The organism is Commensalibacter intestini A911 (assembly GCF_000231445.1).
Classification (GTDB): Bacteria; Pseudomonadota; Alphaproteobacteria; order Acetobacterales; family Acetobacteraceae; genus Commensalibacter; species Commensalibacter intestini.
Window position 1 is genome coordinate 277,684 of sequence record NZ_AGFR01000007.1, and the last position, 19,162, is coordinate 296,845.

Annotated in this window: 15 protein-coding genes; 2 read left to right on the forward strand and 13 right to left on the reverse strand. The window is 36.0% G+C overall.

All coding sequences use genetic code 11. From position 1 onward, the window contains the following. Window positions 1–88: 88 nt before the first annotated feature. On the reverse strand, window positions 89–973 hold the full coding sequence (locus CIN_RS06340) for a hypothetical protein (protein ID WP_008854240.1): 885 nt from the start codon (window positions 971–973) through the stop codon (window positions 89–91). 220 nt (window positions 974–1,193) lie between these two features. Between CIN_RS06340 and ppa the strand changes: the two genes are divergently transcribed. Then, on the forward strand, window positions 1,194–1,718 hold the full coding sequence (gene ppa, locus CIN_RS06345; RefSeq protein ID WP_008854241.1) for an inorganic diphosphatase: 525 nt from the start codon (window positions 1,194–1,196) through the stop codon (window positions 1,716–1,718). Between the two features lie 161 nt (window positions 1,719–1,879). Next, window positions 1,880–2,524 carry an oxygen-insensitive NAD(P)H nitroreductase gene (nfsB, locus tag CIN_RS06350; protein ID WP_040364046.1) on the forward strand — a complete coding sequence of 215 codons (645 nt, stop codon included), beginning with the start codon at window positions 1,880–1,882 and terminating at the stop codon, window positions 2,522–2,524. A gap of 109 nt (window positions 2,525–2,633) precedes the next feature. Here the strand turns inward: nfsB and CIN_RS06355 are convergent, their stop codons facing one another. The 12 genes from CIN_RS06355 to CIN_RS06405 form a co-directional block, all read right to left on the reverse strand. Beyond that, complete coding sequence (locus tag CIN_RS06355; RefSeq protein WP_008854243.1) at window positions 2,634–3,716, reverse strand: hypothetical protein; 1,083 nt, start codon at window positions 3,714–3,716, stop codon at window positions 2,634–2,636. A gap of 77 nt (window positions 3,717–3,793) precedes the next feature. After that, window positions 3,794–4,186 carry a hypothetical protein gene (locus CIN_RS06360; protein ID WP_008854244.1) on the reverse strand — a complete coding sequence of 131 codons (393 nt, stop codon included), beginning with the start codon at window positions 4,184–4,186 and terminating at the stop codon, window positions 3,794–3,796. 2 nt (window positions 4,187–4,188) lie between these two features. After that, the gene (locus CIN_RS11905) at window positions 4,189–4,329 is read right to left on the reverse strand and encodes a hypothetical protein (RefSeq protein ID WP_008854245.1); all 141 of its coding nucleotides are present in this window, start codon (window positions 4,327–4,329) and stop codon (window positions 4,189–4,191) included. A gap of 296 nt (window positions 4,330–4,625) precedes the next feature. Beyond that, the gene (locus tag CIN_RS06365; RefSeq protein WP_008854246.1) at window positions 4,626–5,393 is read right to left on the reverse strand and encodes an ABC transporter ATP-binding protein; all 768 of its coding nucleotides are present in this window, start codon (window positions 5,391–5,393) and stop codon (window positions 4,626–4,628) included. After that, the gene (locus CIN_RS06370) at window positions 5,387–6,322 is read right to left on the reverse strand and encodes an ABC transporter permease (RefSeq protein WP_008854247.1); all 936 of its coding nucleotides are present in this window, start codon (window positions 6,320–6,322) and stop codon (window positions 5,387–5,389) included. Before CIN_RS06370 ends, CIN_RS06365 begins: the two co-directional genes overlap by 7 nt. After that, window positions 6,319–7,371, reverse strand: a complete 1,053-nt coding sequence (locus CIN_RS06375; protein ID WP_008854248.1) for an ABC transporter substrate-binding protein — start codon at window positions 7,369–7,371, stop codon at window positions 6,319–6,321. Before CIN_RS06375 ends, CIN_RS06370 begins: the two co-directional genes overlap by 4 nt. A gap of 191 nt (window positions 7,372–7,562) precedes the next feature. Continuing rightward, a complete protein-coding gene (locus CIN_RS06380; RefSeq protein ID WP_008854249.1) occupies window positions 7,563–8,843 on the reverse strand; it encodes a glycosyltransferase family 4 protein in 1,281 nt (426 codons plus the stop codon). A 116-nt stretch (window positions 8,844–8,959) separates the two neighbouring features. Beyond that, window positions 8,960–10,039, reverse strand: coding sequence for a hypothetical protein (locus tag CIN_RS06385; protein ID WP_008854250.1), 1,080 nt, complete (start codon window positions 10,037–10,039; stop codon window positions 8,960–8,962). 83 nt (window positions 10,040–10,122) lie between these two features. Further along, window positions 10,123–13,173, reverse strand: a complete 3,051-nt coding sequence (locus CIN_RS06390) for a glycosyltransferase (RefSeq protein ID WP_008854251.1) — start codon at window positions 13,171–13,173, stop codon at window positions 10,123–10,125. A gap of 42 nt (window positions 13,174–13,215) precedes the next feature. Then, complete coding sequence (locus tag CIN_RS06395; RefSeq protein WP_008854252.1) at window positions 13,216–15,102, reverse strand: SEL1-like repeat protein; 1,887 nt, start codon at window positions 15,100–15,102, stop codon at window positions 13,216–13,218. Between the two features lie 30 nt (window positions 15,103–15,132). Continuing rightward, the gene (locus CIN_RS06400; RefSeq protein WP_008854253.1) at window positions 15,133–16,686 is read right to left on the reverse strand and encodes an HlyD family type I secretion periplasmic adaptor subunit; all 1,554 of its coding nucleotides are present in this window, start codon (window positions 16,684–16,686) and stop codon (window positions 15,133–15,135) included. Between the two features lie 3 nt (window positions 16,687–16,689). Continuing rightward, a complete protein-coding gene (locus CIN_RS06405; protein ID WP_008854254.1) occupies window positions 16,690–18,972 on the reverse strand; it encodes a peptidase domain-containing ABC transporter in 2,283 nt (760 codons plus the stop codon). Window positions 18,973–19,162: the final 190 nt, after the last annotated feature.

The following is a 19,162-nucleotide window of genomic DNA, read 5'->3' on the forward strand; positions in this document are numbered from 1 at the left end:
GTCACTATTCAACATGTTACAAACCCTATCATAGGCTCATTATTTTTTTCTTCAATTGATCCGTAACTATTTATTGTATCAATAACTTTTATACTTTTATTAATCCCGTAAACCCGCCGCCTTCTGAACTAAAAATTATTTTTTTCTCTTTGGTTTGCAGATCAGCTTGATAAACATGTCCTGTATAATCAGCAACAAAAGCAAGTTGATGATCTACATCAACTGTAAAACCAATCGTTTCATCAAACCCACGAATAAGAACTTCCTTTTTACTTAATGTAGAAAGTTGTAAACGATTTAAAGAATTTCCATCAGGCTCTGCGCCTCTATCTGACCAATAAAGATAATCATTTTTATAATCAATTTCCAAATCAATTGGTTCTGGCAAATGATCATACACAACATTAATTTTAGCAGGGTTAATCACCGCATTTTTATCTCTATAATCAAAAGGAGCACAAAGCAAACGCCCTGTTCCACTTTTAGGTGGCCCTTTCATCGTCCAGAATAAACGATTATTTTTAATATCTAAGGCAATCCCAACACACTGTCTGTTTTTTATATCCTCATCTAAATACATGCCATGTGTTTCTAATAAAACTTCAACTTTTCCAGTTTCAATATGACAACGCTCTATTTTCATTCCTTCACGATCGCACCAATATAAATAATTCGTTCGATGATCTAACTGGATTTGTTTTGGTGTATGTGTATCTCCTACTTTAACGGTAAAAGCTTTATTCTTTCCATCCAAAGTACAATGTTGAATATATCCATCCAAAGCATCATCATCTACACCCATATTCGTCCAATAAAGCAAGTTATCATTTGGATTAAATACAATACCATCTGGTGTTCCGACCTCATCACCTACCAAGATTTTTGACGAGTAATCATTTGGATTAATGGCTATTATTTGCCCTTTATAGCCTTCTAAAACAATGAGTTGATAGGGTAAATTTTGCGCATTCATAATCTAGTATCCTTATATTTATCAATAAAAATCGATATTATTCACCTGCATTATATCCTATTTGTCATATATCAATAATCACTAGATTGAGAGCTCTCTCAAATAACTCTTTCTGTTGGTATATCAACAAAATCCACTGTTATCTTACCTTTATATATTGATAAAAACTCTATAATTCGCTAAAGTTTTCCTGTTTTTTCATATAGATTGGAATGATATTATGGATTTATCTAAAATTGCTGCTGGCAAAGATGTGCCAAATGATATTAACGTTGTTATCGAGATCCCTAAAGGATCAAAAGTGAAATACGAAGTCGATAAAGATAGCGGTGCTGTTTTTGTTGATCGTGTTGTATTCACCCCAATGACTTATCCTGCTGCTTATGGATTTGTGCCAAATACTTTGGCTGCAGACGGTGACCCAATTGATATGTTGGTTCTTTGCCCAGAACCAATTATCCCAGGATGTGTGATCCGTTCACGCCCTATTGGTGTATTGAAAATGGAAGATGAATCAGGCATGGATGAAAAAGTCATCTGTGTTCCTCATGACAAAATCCACCCTCTTTATACTAATATCAACGAAGTTAGCGAGCTTCCTGAAATTACACGTCAAGAAATTGAACATTTCTTTACCCATTACAAAGACCTTGAAAAAGGAAAATGGGTTAAAATTCAAGGTTGGGACAATAAAGCCAAAGCTTGTGAACTAATCGAAACTTCGATTAAAAACTTTAAGAAATAATTCTTAAGAGATTATACAAGGTTAGTGAATAATAGCCTTGTATATCTATAATATTTTGAAGCAATATATTCTCCGCACTCAATAAGAGTGATTTGACATCTTTTTCCCATTTCTAGATACTAAATCTTAATAGATTTGAAACAAAAATGAAGGAAAAGATTATGAATATTGTTGACATATCAAACAGACGTTACACCACAAAACGTTATGATAAAAACAAACATGTTTCCAAAGAAGAACTCGAACAACTCTTAACTGTTCTTAGAAACAGCCCCTCTTCTGTTAATTCACAGCCTTGGCATTTTGTTGTTGTGAATAATCAAACTTCACAAGATAAAATCTTGCCTGCCATTGTTGATTTTAATCATGCACGCGTCACAGATTCCAGCTATACAATTATTTTCTGCATTAAATCTTCTTTAGATGATGCATATTTAAGTCATATCTCTGAAACAGAGATCAAAGATGGTCGCTTCACTGATCCAAAGATTGCCAAGAGTATGGATGATGATCGTCGCTACTTTGTTGGTGTTAATCGCGAAACAACTGAGAGATTACATCGCTGGGAAAGTTGTCAGCTTTATATTGCTTTAGGACAACTTCTTTTTGCTGCGGCCTCTATTGATCTTGATACCACCGCAATTGAAGGCTTTGATCCTGCAAAGATGGATGAAATCTTAAGTTTAAAAGAAAAAGGCCTACAAAGTGTTGTTATCGCGACCGTTGGTCACAAAGCTGAAAACGATAGCAATGCCAAAAGACCAAAATCTCGTTTACCTAAAAAAGAGATTTTTACATTTATTTAATGTTTCATAATAAATATAAAAGAGCTTAAAACATAAAAATACAATAAAAATTTTAAGTAAAAAAAGAGCATTTAACTGCTCTTTTTTTTAGAAATAAACACTTTTTAAATTAATCTGGAATCACTGTAAAATGTGTTTGTGTTTCCTCATTCAAGCGCACGGGTGCTGATGTTGTTTTATCAAAACTATTTACAATAGCATGTACAACACAATCTCCACTCTCTAAATGAACGGGTAACTGATTATTTCCTGTCATTTGCTTTATATCTGATCCACGACCATGACCACTTAATGTCATTTCAGATACAACATTCGTTGTAGGCCAACTGACAGAATGTCCTAAACCTCGCATACTTTGATCAGTATCTTGCCATGCGAATTTAGTTGGTTTATGGTTTTTAAATGCTTTCTGGCAGCTTCCATTTTTATATACAACAATTCGATTATAACCTTGCCATTGTTTTGTAGTAGAAAGAGAACTGGTCATACTTACATTACCATAAATCCCCGTTAAAGTTCCTTCATGCACTGTATTATTCACCCCATCTTTTGTAACTGGATAGACGACATACGAGACTAAACCACCAGGAGTAAATTCAAAATCTAATGAATATGTTTTTACAGGCTTGGGATGAGGCACTTTAACAATTAAATTTAAATCTGCTTTCATGGTGTAATTATGACCAGCAAAATCAGATCCATCCATAGATAAAAATATGCACCGTCCACCACCAAATTTCATCGGGATACCATCAGGCATCTTATAATTATACTCAAAGGTTTTTACACCAGCCTCCTTCTGCTTTACAATGGCTGTGTTATATGAATAGAAACCATATTTTCTACCAATGACATTATAACTATCCGCAACCTCTGCATATAAAGGACAAGCATTCGTAGTACTAGATAAAAGATTAAACAATGTTTCTGAACTTGTCTGATCTTTACCATCCTTAATATTCTGTAATGTTTTAGTTGAAAAACTACCTTTAATACCATAAAATTTTGTCCCCTCAACAACGTAATCTGGCAAAATTAAAGGAAAGAGGTTTTTCTTATCAAAGTTTAATGATTTTTTAGTAAACTCTGCTTGAAATGGAATCACCTGATATCCACCATCTGCAAAAGAAGGCACGGTATATCCAATCAAACAACCAGAAACGATAGTGCAAGAAAAAAGTATTTTTTTCATAAACATAAACCTTTGAAATAATATTTTCATTTATATATATAATATAAATACATTTTTATTAAATAATACTTTCAAAATCACTCATCATTCACTATAATATTATTACAATAAAAAAAACATCGTCCTTTACCAAATTTCATTGGGATACCATCTGGCAATTTGTAATCATAATTTACACTTTGCCTACCACCAAGAGTTTGTTTTACAATCGTTGTATTATAAGAATACATACTACCATATTTACTCTCTATAACGTTATAACCATCTGCTTCTTCAGCTTCTGAAGAACAAGCATCTGTGGTACTTGATAAAAGATTAAATACTGTTTCTGAATTTGTATTATCCACTGTGACATTAATGGGAATACCATTAACTGTATTTTCCGTTGTCGTAGCATTTGGTTGTGTTTCGGTTGAAAAATTGCCTCTAATACCATAGAATTTTGTTCCTTCAACAACATAATCTGGCAAAGTTAAAGGAAAAAGATTTTTTTAGTATAGGTTGCAGATTGCTTTGTAAATTCTGCTTTGAATGGAATGACTTGATATCCACCATCAGAAAAAGAGTGGGCTGTAGATCCTGCATCAGCAAAAGAAAAAAGTATTTTTTGCATAATATATTATGCCTTTAAAAATAAAAAATTACTTACATATTTATAATAGTTAATTGAATTTATTAAATAAAATTAAAAAATAACTTTTAGAACTTTATATACAAACACAGAAATTACTTGTGCAATACTTATTTTTATTTGATAAAATTAACTTTATTATTAAATATTAATTTAAATTACTTTAATATTATATCAAAAAAATAATTAAAACATATTTATAATATAAATTTATTACTTACAAATAATTATTTATATTATTCAAAATAAAAAAGGACAGTAAAAACTGTCCTTTTTGGTTACCAATCTGATTTATGACCCAAGAGGTCAAATATCTCCCGTCGGATTTTAATCAGCTTTTCTGAATCTCGATGCCTTGGATATTCCATATCCAATTTAAACTCACCAATAATATGTGCAGGACGCTGACGCATCACAATAATACGAGTTGCAAGCAATAAAGCCTCCTCAATATCATGCGTTACCATCAAGCCAGTAAATTGCTTATGTTGCCATAAATTAACCAGCTCTTTTTGCATCGTAATACGCGTTAGGCTGTCCAATTTTCCCAAAGGCTCATCTAAAATCAGCACACTCGGATCATTCACCAAAGCTCTTGCCAAAGCAACACGTTGTGCCATCCCACCCGAAAGCTGTGATGGATATGCATTATCAAAGCCTGCCAATCCAATCATTTCCAGCATGTCAGAGATCGCCTTATCATCCTTTTTCTTTTGGATTTTAAAGCCTAGCTCAACATTTTGCCGAACTGTTAACCATGGAAATAATGTTGGATCTTGAAACACTACGATCCTAGATGGATCTGCAGCGATAATTTCCTTATCATTGGCTTTGATCAATCCTGTTTCAGGACGCTCCAACCCTGCTACCATCCGTAACAACGTGGACTTACCACATCCTGATGGCCCTAAAATCACAACGAACTCATTTGGCTCAATCGTTAGATCAATATTTTCCAAAACAGGCAAATCATGATCATCTAAACTATAGCTATGACTGACATTCGTAATTTCTATTTTTTGCTGTTTTACCAAAGGATCTACCATTTAATGCTTTCCTTTTGCCAACGTAAAAGACGATTACGAACTTTAAATAACAATGTCATAAAAGAAGTACACATCACCGCCATAATTAACAAAGCTGCATACATATTTGGATAAGCCGCCCATCCTTGCGCCCATTGCATATAGAACCCAAGCCCTGCTTTAACGCCTAACATTTCGGCCACAACCAACATGTAAAAACAAGAACCCAACGCCATAAACATACCAACAAACACAAAAGGTAATGCTGCAGGAATAGCTACGTGAAGAATTAAGAAAGAAGACTTTGCACCCATTGTTTTTGCAACATCATAATAACTAGGATTAACCCCAGCAATTCCTGACCATGTTAAAACTGCCACTGGAAAAGACGCAGCAAATGCCATTAACAACTCACCTGCCACAAAGCTAGACGGAATAACCGCAAATAATAAAGGCAAAAATGCAACGGGAGGCAATGGCCCTAAGAACCGCAATACAGGATGCGCCCAATACCCAAACAGTCTAGACCAACCCATACCAACACCGACAATAAAGCCAATAATGCAGCCAAGGATATAGCCCCCTACCAGCAACATCATTGAGTGCACTAAAGAATTAAGGAGTTTAAACCAATCAGTGATAAACACATCCAATAACTCTTGTGGTGCACCAAAAAACGGTCTAGGCAACAAAAGCATTTTCGCTTGGATGACTTCCCAAGTGCCAATAAACAATGCCAGCGCTAAAATCCATGCGCCATAATAACGCACCTTATTCAAAGGTAAGCTAATTGCACTTAACACAGCAATCGCCAAACACACCAAAGCAAAAGTCGTCGTTCTAGGAAAATCATCCGCATTTGGAATAAAATAAGTCACTGCTGCTGTGCCTAGCCATGCAACAACACCAACTATTTGAGGCCAATATGCGTTTTTTACAACCTGTTTCATCCCACAAAAAGATCCTGTGTTACTTTATTTGCATAAGTTTCAGAATTTAAACTTTGTGGGAATACACCAATTTTCTTTAACTCATTCGCATAAAAAATCACATTATCTCTTAATTGAGTGCCAACAGATTGTTCATGTGTACCTTCAGTTTCCAAAATAGCTGTTAATTCTTGAGATGATACTTTTGGAGCATAAGGTTCAAACATTTTTGCAGCTTCTGCTTTATTATGGTGCACCCATTGTCCAGATTCTAAAATAGCTTGAGTAATTGCTTTTGCAACCATTGGATCTTTACGAATTAAAGAGCCACGTAATCCAACCACACAACAAGCAATATGTTGCCATTTACCATCCATATTTGAATCAATAGAAACAAGTTGGTTTTTCGTTTGGAATAAATGTGCTAATGGATCGTCTAAACCAGCAGCTTGAATAGCACCACGTTTTAATGCAAGCGGTAACATATCTTCTGGGAACTGACGCCAGCTCACATCTTTTTCTGGATCGATGCCAATTTCTTGAAAACGCATACTAAAGAAGTTCTTCGCTGGTCCACCAATATCACCAACACCAATCGTTTTCCCTTTAAGCTCTGCAAGCGTTTTAATCGGGCCATTTTGTGGCGCTAATAAATGTAAACAACCTGAATGTAGTCCAGCTACTAATTTTACATCAAATCCTTGTTGTAATGGTTTTAACCATCTTAACGCCATGCCTGATGCACCATCTGCTTTACCTGTAGACATGGTTTCTAACATCTGATCGACAGAACCAGCAAAATCAATGAAATTCACATCAAGATTATATTTTTTAAAAAAGCCTTTTTGTTGAGCAACAGGAAAAGCCGCCGTACAAATTGAATCGGCACTCCACGCCAACGTAACCTTACGTGGTGCGCCTTCTATTTTAATAGGTTCGCCTACATTTGGAAATGCTGTATCTCCCTCAGCAGCCATTGCGTTACGCAATGGATTGGCCAGTAATGCTGCACCTGAAGCTGCTAATAAAGAACGAGAAAATTGCCGCCGATTGATAAAATTAAACGCCATGATTTTTTCCAAACTAATTTAATAAATAAATAAATAAGAATAATACTCTTATTTAAATATTTTTTACATAAAATACAATCTTATTTTTACGTATAAAAAATATATATACTATTAATATTAGTATAATTAATCAAAAAAAATAGCCCTAATCAATATTGACAGGACTATTTTTATCAAGAAAAGATATAAAATTATTGTATATCTTGAACTGCTCGTTCCGCTGGAGAATTCCCTAAATTTAAAGAAGGCGTTCTTCGGTGAATTAAATCATCAATAAGAGACTCATAATTACTTAAATACTCACTCATTGATAAACTCCGTTCAGCCTCTGCTCTTGCTGCCTGACGAATAGACTGCGCAAGATTAGTATCTTCTAAAACCTCTAAAATACGATCTGTTAAGGCATGAGGATCCAAGAACGGCGTTAAAAGACCAGTTACACGATCAGCAATAAATTCTTTAACAGGATCTGTATCACTGGCAATAATTGGACAACCTGTTGCCATTGCCTCTCTTAAAGACCAAGACAAAACAAAAGGATAAGTAAAATAAACATGCGCATCAGAGCGTTTTAAAATTTTGCCAAAAAGATCATAAGGAACCTGACCTGAAAAATGCACTCTAGACATATCGAGTTCTTTATGCACTTCACGCATCATAAAATCACGCCAAGACATTCCTCCATTTAAAGTTGCGCCATAACTCACTTGATCTCTTCCGACTAAAACAACTTTAACATCTGGGCGCTCTTTTAATAACTTAGGCAACGCACGCATAAAAATATGAAAACCACGATAGGGTTCCAAACCTCTTGCTACATAAGTTACTAACTTATCTTTTGGCTCAACTATAAAATCTTCCATCTCTAGATTTTCTTTGAAAATCGATGGACTTGGAGCACATCTCTCTAAATCTACTCCCTCTCTTAAAATCGTAATCTTTTTCTGTGCCCAATCAGGATAAGTAGAATGTTGAAATAAAGTAGGTGTCTGTCCCCAGCCAGGATTGGTTGCTGAAACTAAATTAATTGTATTCTTTAACCTTACACGTGCTGGTAACATTTCATCAGCTGGAAACTCAGGATCAAAATCAACATCCAATCCTTTGGAATGATAATAAAACTCACAATAAGTTAAAACAGGAACATCAGGATAGATATCCTCAAGATTTAACATCTCGCCCCAACCTTGATGGCCGATAATAATATCAGGTTCAAAACCTAATGCTTTTAACGTTTTGATCGTCTTATAAACCTCTTGCCCCCGCTTCATTGCCAGATCTAGCTCACCTAAAGGAGGAGGAAGATCAGGGATAGGATCTACAACTTGATAAAAAACAGAACGTACACCAGCAATTTTACCTTCACAAGGTTGGCTAATAAAGACAATTTCATTATTTTCTTTTTTAGCTAAGTGGCGAACGATATGTAAATATTGTCCAGGGAAATTCTGATGAATAAATAAATATTTCACAACAAAAAACAACTCACATTAATAATGCCTTGCACTTAATCAACGATGCATGAACACAAGGCAGAATGCTTACAACGAGTTTGTAAAAACAGACAAACTACTTCAACAACATTTATTTATTTATTTTTTTTAGTCGTTGCTTTACGTTCAGCAGCTTTTGCAACTGCAGCTTGAGCAGCTGTTGCTTTTAACTTTACATTACTTCTGATAGGTTTTGAAGGAACAATTTTTTTAATTACTTTTTGGCTAACTTCTGCCTCTTGAGAAGAAGACGAAGAATTAGGAAGTTCACTAGAAACAGAACCTGTTACAGATTTACCATCTGCAATTGAAATTAATTCAAAACGAATAGCTTCTAAAGGAGCCACAGATTCTGCTGATAAGATTGAATCGTCTTCAATAGGACCTATTTTGGTACCATCAATAAATGTTGCACTCAAACGAATATGATATTTTTGAGCTGCTGCTTCGCTTAATTTAACACGCAATCCACACAAAGGCAAAGCCATACCACGACTACCACAGAATTGATTGCCTTTATACCAAGGAGACATCCAGCCTTTACCGAGTACTGCTTGATATTCAATATCGTCTGCTTTAATATAATTTTTAATATTTAATCCAAATCCTTCAACCCACGTCTTACTATCAGGAATACCTATCCAATCACCTGCATTAACAGTTACATCCCCCATTCTTTGAACATGTGCAAAGAGTGAAATATCATGCTTATGTTCCGCAGCAGCTTGTTTTACAGCAGTATCCTGTGCACTTTGTGCTGCAGCTGCTTGTTGTTGTAAAGCAGCTACTTGAGCATCAGATCCGATAGAAGCAATCGCAGGCGCATCATTTAAACGCACAACTTGTAATTTTGGTGCAGGATGTTGACTTGATGGGTTTTGATATACAGTGACTAAAATTAATCCAGGACCACCAGAAATACGAACTAAAGCCGCACTTTTTTCTGCACCGAGCCAACCATCATTTTCAAAAGTTTCAACACTTACATCAGCATCTTGCTTAAAGGGAGGTAAAGAAATACGCAACCCTGGGAAACCAAAATCATCCGCAGGCATTTGTCCAGGAGCATGATAAATACAATATAACCCAGCATCTAAGCTCATTAAATGACCATTCACATTCAAATCAATGACTCTACGTTGGTTTTGATTTTGTTGCTCTTTACCGTCTGACATGTATATTCTTCCTGATTTTAACAATATATCTTAGTTTTTATTTCTACTACCATAATATAAAAATGATAACAATTATCTACATTTTAATTATTATTCATTTTATATCTTATTTTCTTGCACAAAATTAATAGCATATCATTAATCTCAGGAATAGTCATTAAAGGGGATAAAATTGATCCACGCTGTGTATTTTTTACTCTTTGAGCTGGGGCCCCCAAATCAAACACCACAGTTTCCAACCCGGAACGCCAAGCGATACTTAATGCATAACACCAAGTTTCCGGCCAAATAGCTGGAAAAAAAGCAATATCAGCATGCTGTCTTTTCACTAAAGCAACGGCCTCTTCTTCTTGATAAGTACCTGTAATAAAAATACGATCAATATCAAAAAACAATCGATCATCCACAGTTCGTCCCACTATAACAAACTCTAAAGGCAAATCGCGCTCATTAGAATCTTTTACCAATCCTTGAACAATATTAAACCCTTTTTCAATACCAATAGCACCAATAATACAGACTCTAAAACGACAATAAGATTTCTTAAGGTGTTTATCTTGATCTGGTATAGACATTTGTGAAAAATAAGCCAATTGCTCAAGAGACAAATCAGCCCGATCATTTTCTAAATCGCGCGCTTTGATACCTTTTATTTTAGGAAAATGATGTGCAATTCTTTTGGCCGTATCTTCAGAAGGAACAATAATAGACCGTGCGGCCCCTAATTCTTGTGTAGATCTTGCAATCCATTTTTTCATTTTAATTGGTTCTGCTTCGTCAAAATGTTCTTTGCCTATACATTTTTGACAAACACTTAATTTAGAAGGCTCTTGACAATAAACCCCATCGGCATTTACCAAAGAAATTCTAGGACAAAATGACATATAGTCATGAAGATACATATCATAGGCAATACCTAAATCTTGTAGTAAATGACGTATTTTTACATGATGTCCTGCAAAATGATGCACTTCAAAACAAGCAATTTTTCTGTTTTGTAAAAATACTAATAATGCATCATATTCTGAAGGAAGACTAAAAACAAAATTAGGATAAAGATCTTCAATGTCTATTTGTGTTGAGGACGATGATTTGAACTGTATTTCACACCGGCAAGCATCTCCCAATAACGTCGGACGAATGAATAAAGGAATAATTCCTTTTAATCTTAATTCATTTGCACGCTCTTGCACAGCACGCTCTACACCACCACCATAAGTATGCGTAATAAATAATCCATATTGTAAAGACTTCCCTTGTTTTGCATATTTTTTTTCTAATTCCTGCAAACGATATAAATCAATTTCATAACGAACAGAACGTAAAAAATCTCTATCAATATAATCCATAACCATTTCATCATAATCAGGATAAAGTTTATTTAAAATGGCAAGATTACGTTTTAATAAGGCATTTTTACTATTCTGAAAAGACACCCCTCCTTTATGTCCTACAAAAATATCTGCCGCTAATACATGGCGCCACCCTAAATGCTGGGCACGCATGCAAAAATCATTTTCCTCACCATATCCTTGTGCAAATAGAGTTTCTCTAAACAAACCCGTTTGGCTTAGACAATCATGGCGAATAAACATACAAAAACCATGTCCTGTAGGAACATCAATAATTTTATTTTTATAAATTTTCTGCAAATACTGCATAAAAACCTGAACCGATTTCAGTGTCGGGACAGGATTTTCTTTATCATGATAAGGATATGAAAAAATACTAGCATCATTCGAAAAAGGTGTGACTGTACCTATATTTTCAGAGCAATATGCTGCCTTCGTTAAATTTTCTATCCATCCTTTAGGAACCAAAGTGTCACTATTCAGTAAAATTACATCATACCCAGGCCATGCGTACATCCCCGTATTCACAGCGCCTGGGAACCCCATATTTTCTATATGATGAATTAAAAAAATAGCCTCATGATCTACTTGTTCTTCTAACCAGTCCACTAACTCTGTATCTGGAGAACAATCATTCACAAGCTGAAGAACAACTCCAGATGGCAAACTATTTAAAACAGATTGAACACATAAAATTGTTTCCTCTTTTCCTTTATAAACAGGAATAACAACTACTGTCCCTAAAGTATTTTTTCCCTCAACGGCTGGTGTATCCCCTTTGTAATAAGCAGATACGGGCAAATAATCTTGATGCTTTTTGTGAATATCTTTAAATTGGCGTCTCTTTTGTTGTAATAAAAAGGGATTTATTGGACTACCAATCAAGTTACGTCCGTAATCATCTTTTAAAGCATAAAGACCAAAATAAAATTCTTTCAGTGGAATAAAAAATTGTTTCGCTCTAAAAAGAGGGAATTCTAGTGTCGCAACCTCAAACTCTTTTGTTGCCTTTATCTCTTTACTCAAAATTCCTTGAGTATCATACACATTCACCGTTGGTATACGATCGGGCTCCGCAGGATGCCAAAGCCAACCTTTAAAACACTTCCCATCACTTTCAACAAACCCTTCAGTCCTGATAATGGACTGGATATTGATAGGACTACCAATAAGAGGACGATCTTCTTTTTCAATATGTAAATAAGAATACATTTCCCAATTTTCAGGTAAAGAAAAAAAAGGGTCTGCAGTTTTTAAAATCAGTTCATCATCTAAAAATACAGACATCACATGATAATGAGGGTTATCAATCCATACTTGCCCCAAAGAACCAATTAAAGCACAACACCCCACCTCATTTGCATCTTGCACTAAAAGCCTAATCATGCTCCAACTCTGATTAGTTGGAGAATAATGAGACAAAGCATACTGTATTTTTTGAACTGCTTGAGATAAATTGCCAAGATGAGATAATAAAATGGCTAAAACTAACCAACCTTCATAAAAGTCAAATTTCTTCATTAAAGGCAAAAGTAAATCATAAGCTTCGTGATACTGCTTTTGTTTCAATCTAAGCATCACCAAGTCAAAAGTAATATTAGGATTATGATCTACTAAACGATGCGCCCTATCCATCCAACAAGTAGCTTCATCTATACGACCTTGAGCTTTTTGCTCCTGAGCATAAAGAAAAGCAGATTGAGCACTTTGACGAATGCGCTCTAATCCTTCTGCTTTTTTTTCAGTATATTCTTTTAGTTTTATTTTAGGGTCTTTAGACACAGGCCCCTCTTATAGAAACAATTTTAACTATAAAGACTTAGATTATTTCTTTTTTACAAAAAATATTCCAGGTGCAACTTCCACATTTTCAGGATCTTGTTTAGGTGAAATCGCATTTTCATTATCTTGCAATTGATCACTCATAAACATTTCAGGATTATCGAGGCGTTTCAATTCAATTTCAGCTTCTGATTCACCAGATTTAAATGCAATATCGAACCAATATCTTGCTTTTTTTAAATTAGTTTCCCCAGCCAAACCTTGAGCTAAATAACGCCCTAACATTAATTGTGCTTTTGCATGACCTTGTTCTGCAGCTTTGGTAAACCACTCCTGTGCTTTCACACGATCTGGCTCTAAATTATTTCCTCCACCATAGACAGCCCCTAAAGAAAACATTGCAGGCACACTACCTTGATCCGCAGCCATATGATAAAATTTAACAGCCTCTTTGGCTAAAGCTTCACGATTATCACTCTTACTTTCTAATAAAATATTTGCCCATAAAATTTGAGCATCTAAAATACCCTCATTTGCAGCGGAAGCAATCCATTCATATCCACCTTCACTATCTTGCTCGCCACCAGCTCCTTGAATCAGCATGCGTCCATACCAGTACCGTGCTGGAATAAAATCAGGAACACTCTTTTTTAACCATTCTCTCGCTTGTTTTTCTTTTTCAGGATCAGGATTTGCTGTATTACTTCTTAATAACGCAACAGCCAAATTAAACATGATCACAGGATTGCCCTGCTTTGCACTTGGCAACAAGTAATCTTTTATTACATCTTCGATTTGTAAATTACTTTCAGGTAATTGAATAGCAATATCACCTAAACTTACTGTGGCAACGTTATCACCACGCTCTGCAGCCACTTTAAGTAAATCAATACCTTTTTCTATAGACTTTGGAATACCTAAACCTCGTAAGTATAAAAGCCCTAAGGCACGTGTTGCTGCTGCATGACCTTTTTCCGCGGCAAACGCATACCAACGCGCAGCTTCAGTATAATTAGGCGGAATATCATCATTCCCCTGACCGTTCATATCGGCTAAAACAACTGCCGCCTCAACATCTCCTGCTAAGGCTGCTTTTCTTAACCAAGTCTCTGCCTGAATAAAGTTCTGCTCTACGCCTTGTCCATTCTTTAACGCTACGCCATATAATGCTTGTGACTCACGTATTCCTAATTCAGCTGCTTCTTTATATAATTCTGCGGCACGTTCCAAATTAACAGGAACACCTTGTCCTGTCTGATACATAACAGCCAACTTTTGAATTGCAGTACCCATTTTTCTTTCAGCCGCAATCTCCAATACTTTGGCTGCTTCAGCATACTCTTCCTGGGTATTTCCAAGCCTTAATAAAAGTAATCCTTTGCCCATATATGCTTGCGCAGAGTCAAGAGCAATGGCTTTATCGTACCACTGTAATGCTTCATCTAAAACTTCTTGATCTGTAACTCCAGAAGAAATTAAATAGGCATATAATGCTTGTGCTTCTGCAAGACCTTGATCTGCTGCTTTTCTTGCCCATAAACGTGCTAAATCAAGATCAGGCTTTAAATTACTATAATCTATTTCTTTTTGTTCAAAAAGATTTTGTCCAGTAGTAGCTTCCTCTTCTTGAGGAATACCTCTCATATATAACAATGCAAGCATATATGCAGAATCTGCCCATTCTGCAGTTGCAGCAGATTCATGCCACAACGCAGCTTCACGAAGATTTAAGATAACTCCATGACCATTTAAGTAACACATCCCCAACCAATATTGAGCTTCGGGAGATTGTAATGACGCAGCTTGAGAAAAATTATTAAATGCAGCTTCATAATCTTGTTCATCATATAATGATTTTGCTTTACTTAATATTTTTTCAATTTTTTTATTTTGACGGTTACTATTTTTTGCACCGAACAACCCACGCATATCAATTCTCCCAAAAATGATCCATAATTATTATTGAGGATCACGCATACCATTAGCTAACTGAGGCACAATTCCGTTCATAAGATACTGAGCCACAGTTCTTTTCCCAACATGGATATCAGCTGAAACAGTTAACCCAGGAGTAGGATGGAAAAAGTTTGGAACACCATGTAATGTATATTTCTCAATTTTCATCCTAGCTCTAAAATATGGTTTATCCCTAAAAGTCATAGGTGCAGTGCCAAGACGGTTGGTTTCTTGTGTCATATCTCCAGGTTGAAAGACATCTGCACTAATGTTTGTCAAAACCGCTTCTGCGCCACCATATTGTGTATAAGGAAATGTATCAAATTTAATATTAGCCTTATCTCCCAATTTTAGGTAACCAATCTCATCACCAGCTACAACAGCTTCGACTTCCAGACCTGTACCAACAGGAATCAATGTCATAAAAGGAACACCCGCATTTAATATTGATCCTATAGACCCTTTACTAATTGAGAAAACAACAGCATCTTGCTCTGCACGCAAAAGAATTTTATTTCCTCGCAGCTTTGCCTTTTCGTAATCCCCTCTATCTCGTGCATATTGCCTTTCAGCAACACTTAAATCTTTATAAACAAGACCTTTCCAGTTCTCAATATAACCTTTACGATCAGATTCAATTCCAGCTATTCTTTGCTCAGAAGCGTTTGCACTTTGCTGAGCACTAATCAACCTACTTTCAACATCCATCAATGTATCTTGAGAGCCTAAAGTAGATAATTTACTTCCAACCTCTTCTTGCTGTAATTTCTGACGCATTTGATGAACGTCAGATGCCACTTTTACACGACCACGCAACACAGCAATACTTGCAATTAAATTCTTTAATTGCGCTTGTTCCTCTGCAATTTTCTGATCAAACCCAGCTACTTTTGCATCATATTCTAATTTACGTTTTAAAAATAAATTACCTTCTTGAACAGAGTAAGGATCAGAAGGATCAACCGTATAAGTTTCCCCTTTTGACTCAGCAAGTGTACGCTCATATTCGGCCTTTTCAGATCCCACTTGCACTCTTAAACTTTCAAGGTCAGCATCGGATAAAGTCGGATCTAAATGTGCTAAAATTTGACCTTTAGTAACAAAATCTCCTTCTTTAACATCAATAGATTTAATAATACCCTGCTCTAAAGGTTGTACTAGCAAAGGCGTTGCTGTAGAAATTAAACGACCATCTGCAGATACAACTTTATCTAACGGAAAAAAGCACATTCCAAGAAAAGAGAATAATGCCAACCCACCAATCAACCACGTCAAATATTGTGCAGATGCCGTAGGTGGCATATTAATAGCCGCGGAAGTTGGAGAGTGAAACTCCAACAACGCTTGAGGCATATCTGCACCAAAACTATCGTCAGAATCTGCTTCTGGTAAAAAATACCCATCAGGCACATTATTATCATCTGCAACAGCAGATGACTGTGTTGTCTTTTCTAATGATGCTCCAGCTTCTTGAGTTTGAGGCAATGTCTCTTGATTATTATTTTCATCAGAGGAAGTGCCTTTTGATAATTGATCTTGTTTATTATCGTCTACCATTTATTATACTCCTTCAGGCACCAAACCATCATCATCTTTTTTCTGGTCATTTTCTTTATTACCATGACCTTGAGTATGCCTATTTTGTTGCAACCATAAAGTACGATAAATTTCACAAGTTTCAAGTAACTCTTCATGAGGACCAATTGCTTGCAACACCCCTTGATCCAAAACCATAATTTTGTCACAGTTAACCAAAGATGATAGCCTATGAGAAACAATAACCATTGTCCGGCCTTTAGCAATACGCTCTAAGTTAGCATTCACTAAAGCTTCACTCTCAGGATCCAGCGCTGAAGTAGCTTCATCTAAAATCATAAATTTAGGATCTAGAATAACTGAACGAGCAATTGCCAAACGTTGTCTTTGACCACCAGAAATATTCGTTGAACCTTCTTCAATAAAGGTGTCATATCCTGCAGGCATACGTTCAATAAATTCTTCAGCACCAGCCAACCGAGCAGAACGAATAACATCATCCATAGTCAAACCTGGACGACCTGCTGTAATATTTTCTTTAATAGTACCTCGAAACAAAAAGTTATCTTGCAACACAACACCAAAAGAACGTCTTAAATGCGTCAAATTAATTTCACGCAGATCAACCCCATCTAAACGCAAGAAACCTGAATACTCACGACTAACCCCTTGCAACAGACGCGTAACTGTTGATTTACCTGATCCACTTCGACCAACCAACCCTAACATTGTCCCTGCTGGAATAGAAAAGGTCAAATCCTTAAGAGCACGATTACTACCACCTGGATAGGTAAAGTTCACATTTTCAAAAGTTAATGCACCTATGATTTTAGGGCGTAACCCTGTAGTTAATGCTTTTGTTTCTGTTGGATTATTTAAAATTTCTCCAGCTTGTCCTAAAGCAGTTCTTACTTCAGTCATAGCAGATGTCAATTTAGCAATACCTACTAACGGAGAAGCAACACGCCCACCCAACATCATGAAAGCCACGACAGAACCCGCATCAATCCCAGAATTCGGATTGGTAATAGCAAAAAAAGCACCAATCAAAATAATCCCACGATTAATAAAGAAATCTAACGGCATTACTAAAGTTTCAGGCCAATTTTGCACCCTAGAAGTTGCCAAACGCCATTTAGAAACATCAGCAATAACTTCATCCCACTCACGTCGACGTGCAGGTTCCAAAGCTAGGGTTTTAACGGTTCTTATCCCAGCCACAGTTTCATACATCGCAGACGCACGCGTCATCTCAGCTTCAATACGCTGCTTAAAATATCGGCTAATAGTAGGGAAAAAGATAACAACAATAAACCCAATTGCACCTGCTGCTGCAACTGTTAACCACGCTAAAGTAGGGCTAATATAGAACAAAAACGGCAAAATAACAACAAGGGTGAATAAATCCAAAAATGTAGTCAGCAACTTACCCGTGATGAAATCTCTAACGGTATAGATCTGAGATACTTTACCAACAATCCTACCTGCTTGCTGCCGCTCAAAAAATTCTAATGGTAGTGATAATAAACGATTGTAAGTGTGAATAGAAATACGAGAATCTAACCTGTTTCCTAACACAGCGGTCAATTCACGCCTTGCATATGAAATTAAAACTTCATAAAAGCATAAAATAATCAACAAGCCCGTGATTGATAGCAACGTTGCCGTAGAATGAAAAGCAATAACCCGATTAACCACCTGCATCACGATAAAAGCAGGGAAAATCTGCAAAATACTAATAATCATAGAAGCAAAGCTAATATCACGCAAACATACACGTTCACGTAAAACCATCTTCACAAGCCATGCAAAATTAATCGCTGCTTCACCTTCAGATAAATTTCTATTTGCTTTAACAAGAAGGACATCACCAGTCCATGCCTGACGTAAACGCAGTTCATCAACAGCAATTGGCTGATCTGTCTCTTTTCCCAAAGGATCTCTTAAGAAAACAACGCGCTTTTTGGGATTTACCCCAACCATTAAGCCTGCAGATCCATCCTTAAACATCAACACCACTGGGGGAGAGTTATATAAACGGATCAAATAGCGCCACTTTAAACGCATACCTTTTGCAACAAGCCCTTGCCCATTCAACCAACGCGCAAGCGTTGCTGGAGAGGGAGACTTTTCATCTGGTTGCGTAGCAAAGTCACGTATATCTAAATCGACACCATGATACTTAGCAGCAGCCATTACGGCACGAATACGGATCATCATCGGAGAAAGACGTTCAGCTTTTGACCCTGCACTGTCTTTATTTTGCCCCGATCCTGATTGAAGGGGAGTGTTTAATGGTTGATCCACGGACCATCCTCTATCAATAATATTACAATATTAACATAAATGCTTTTTATAAAGTCCAAAAGAGCTAGAATTGTAAACATCTTAAATTATATAAATAACAAGAATACTTACAATTATACTTCTAATAACGTCTATAAAGAAACTCCACGGAACATATCAATTATTTACCAATAATTCAAACCATTTATTT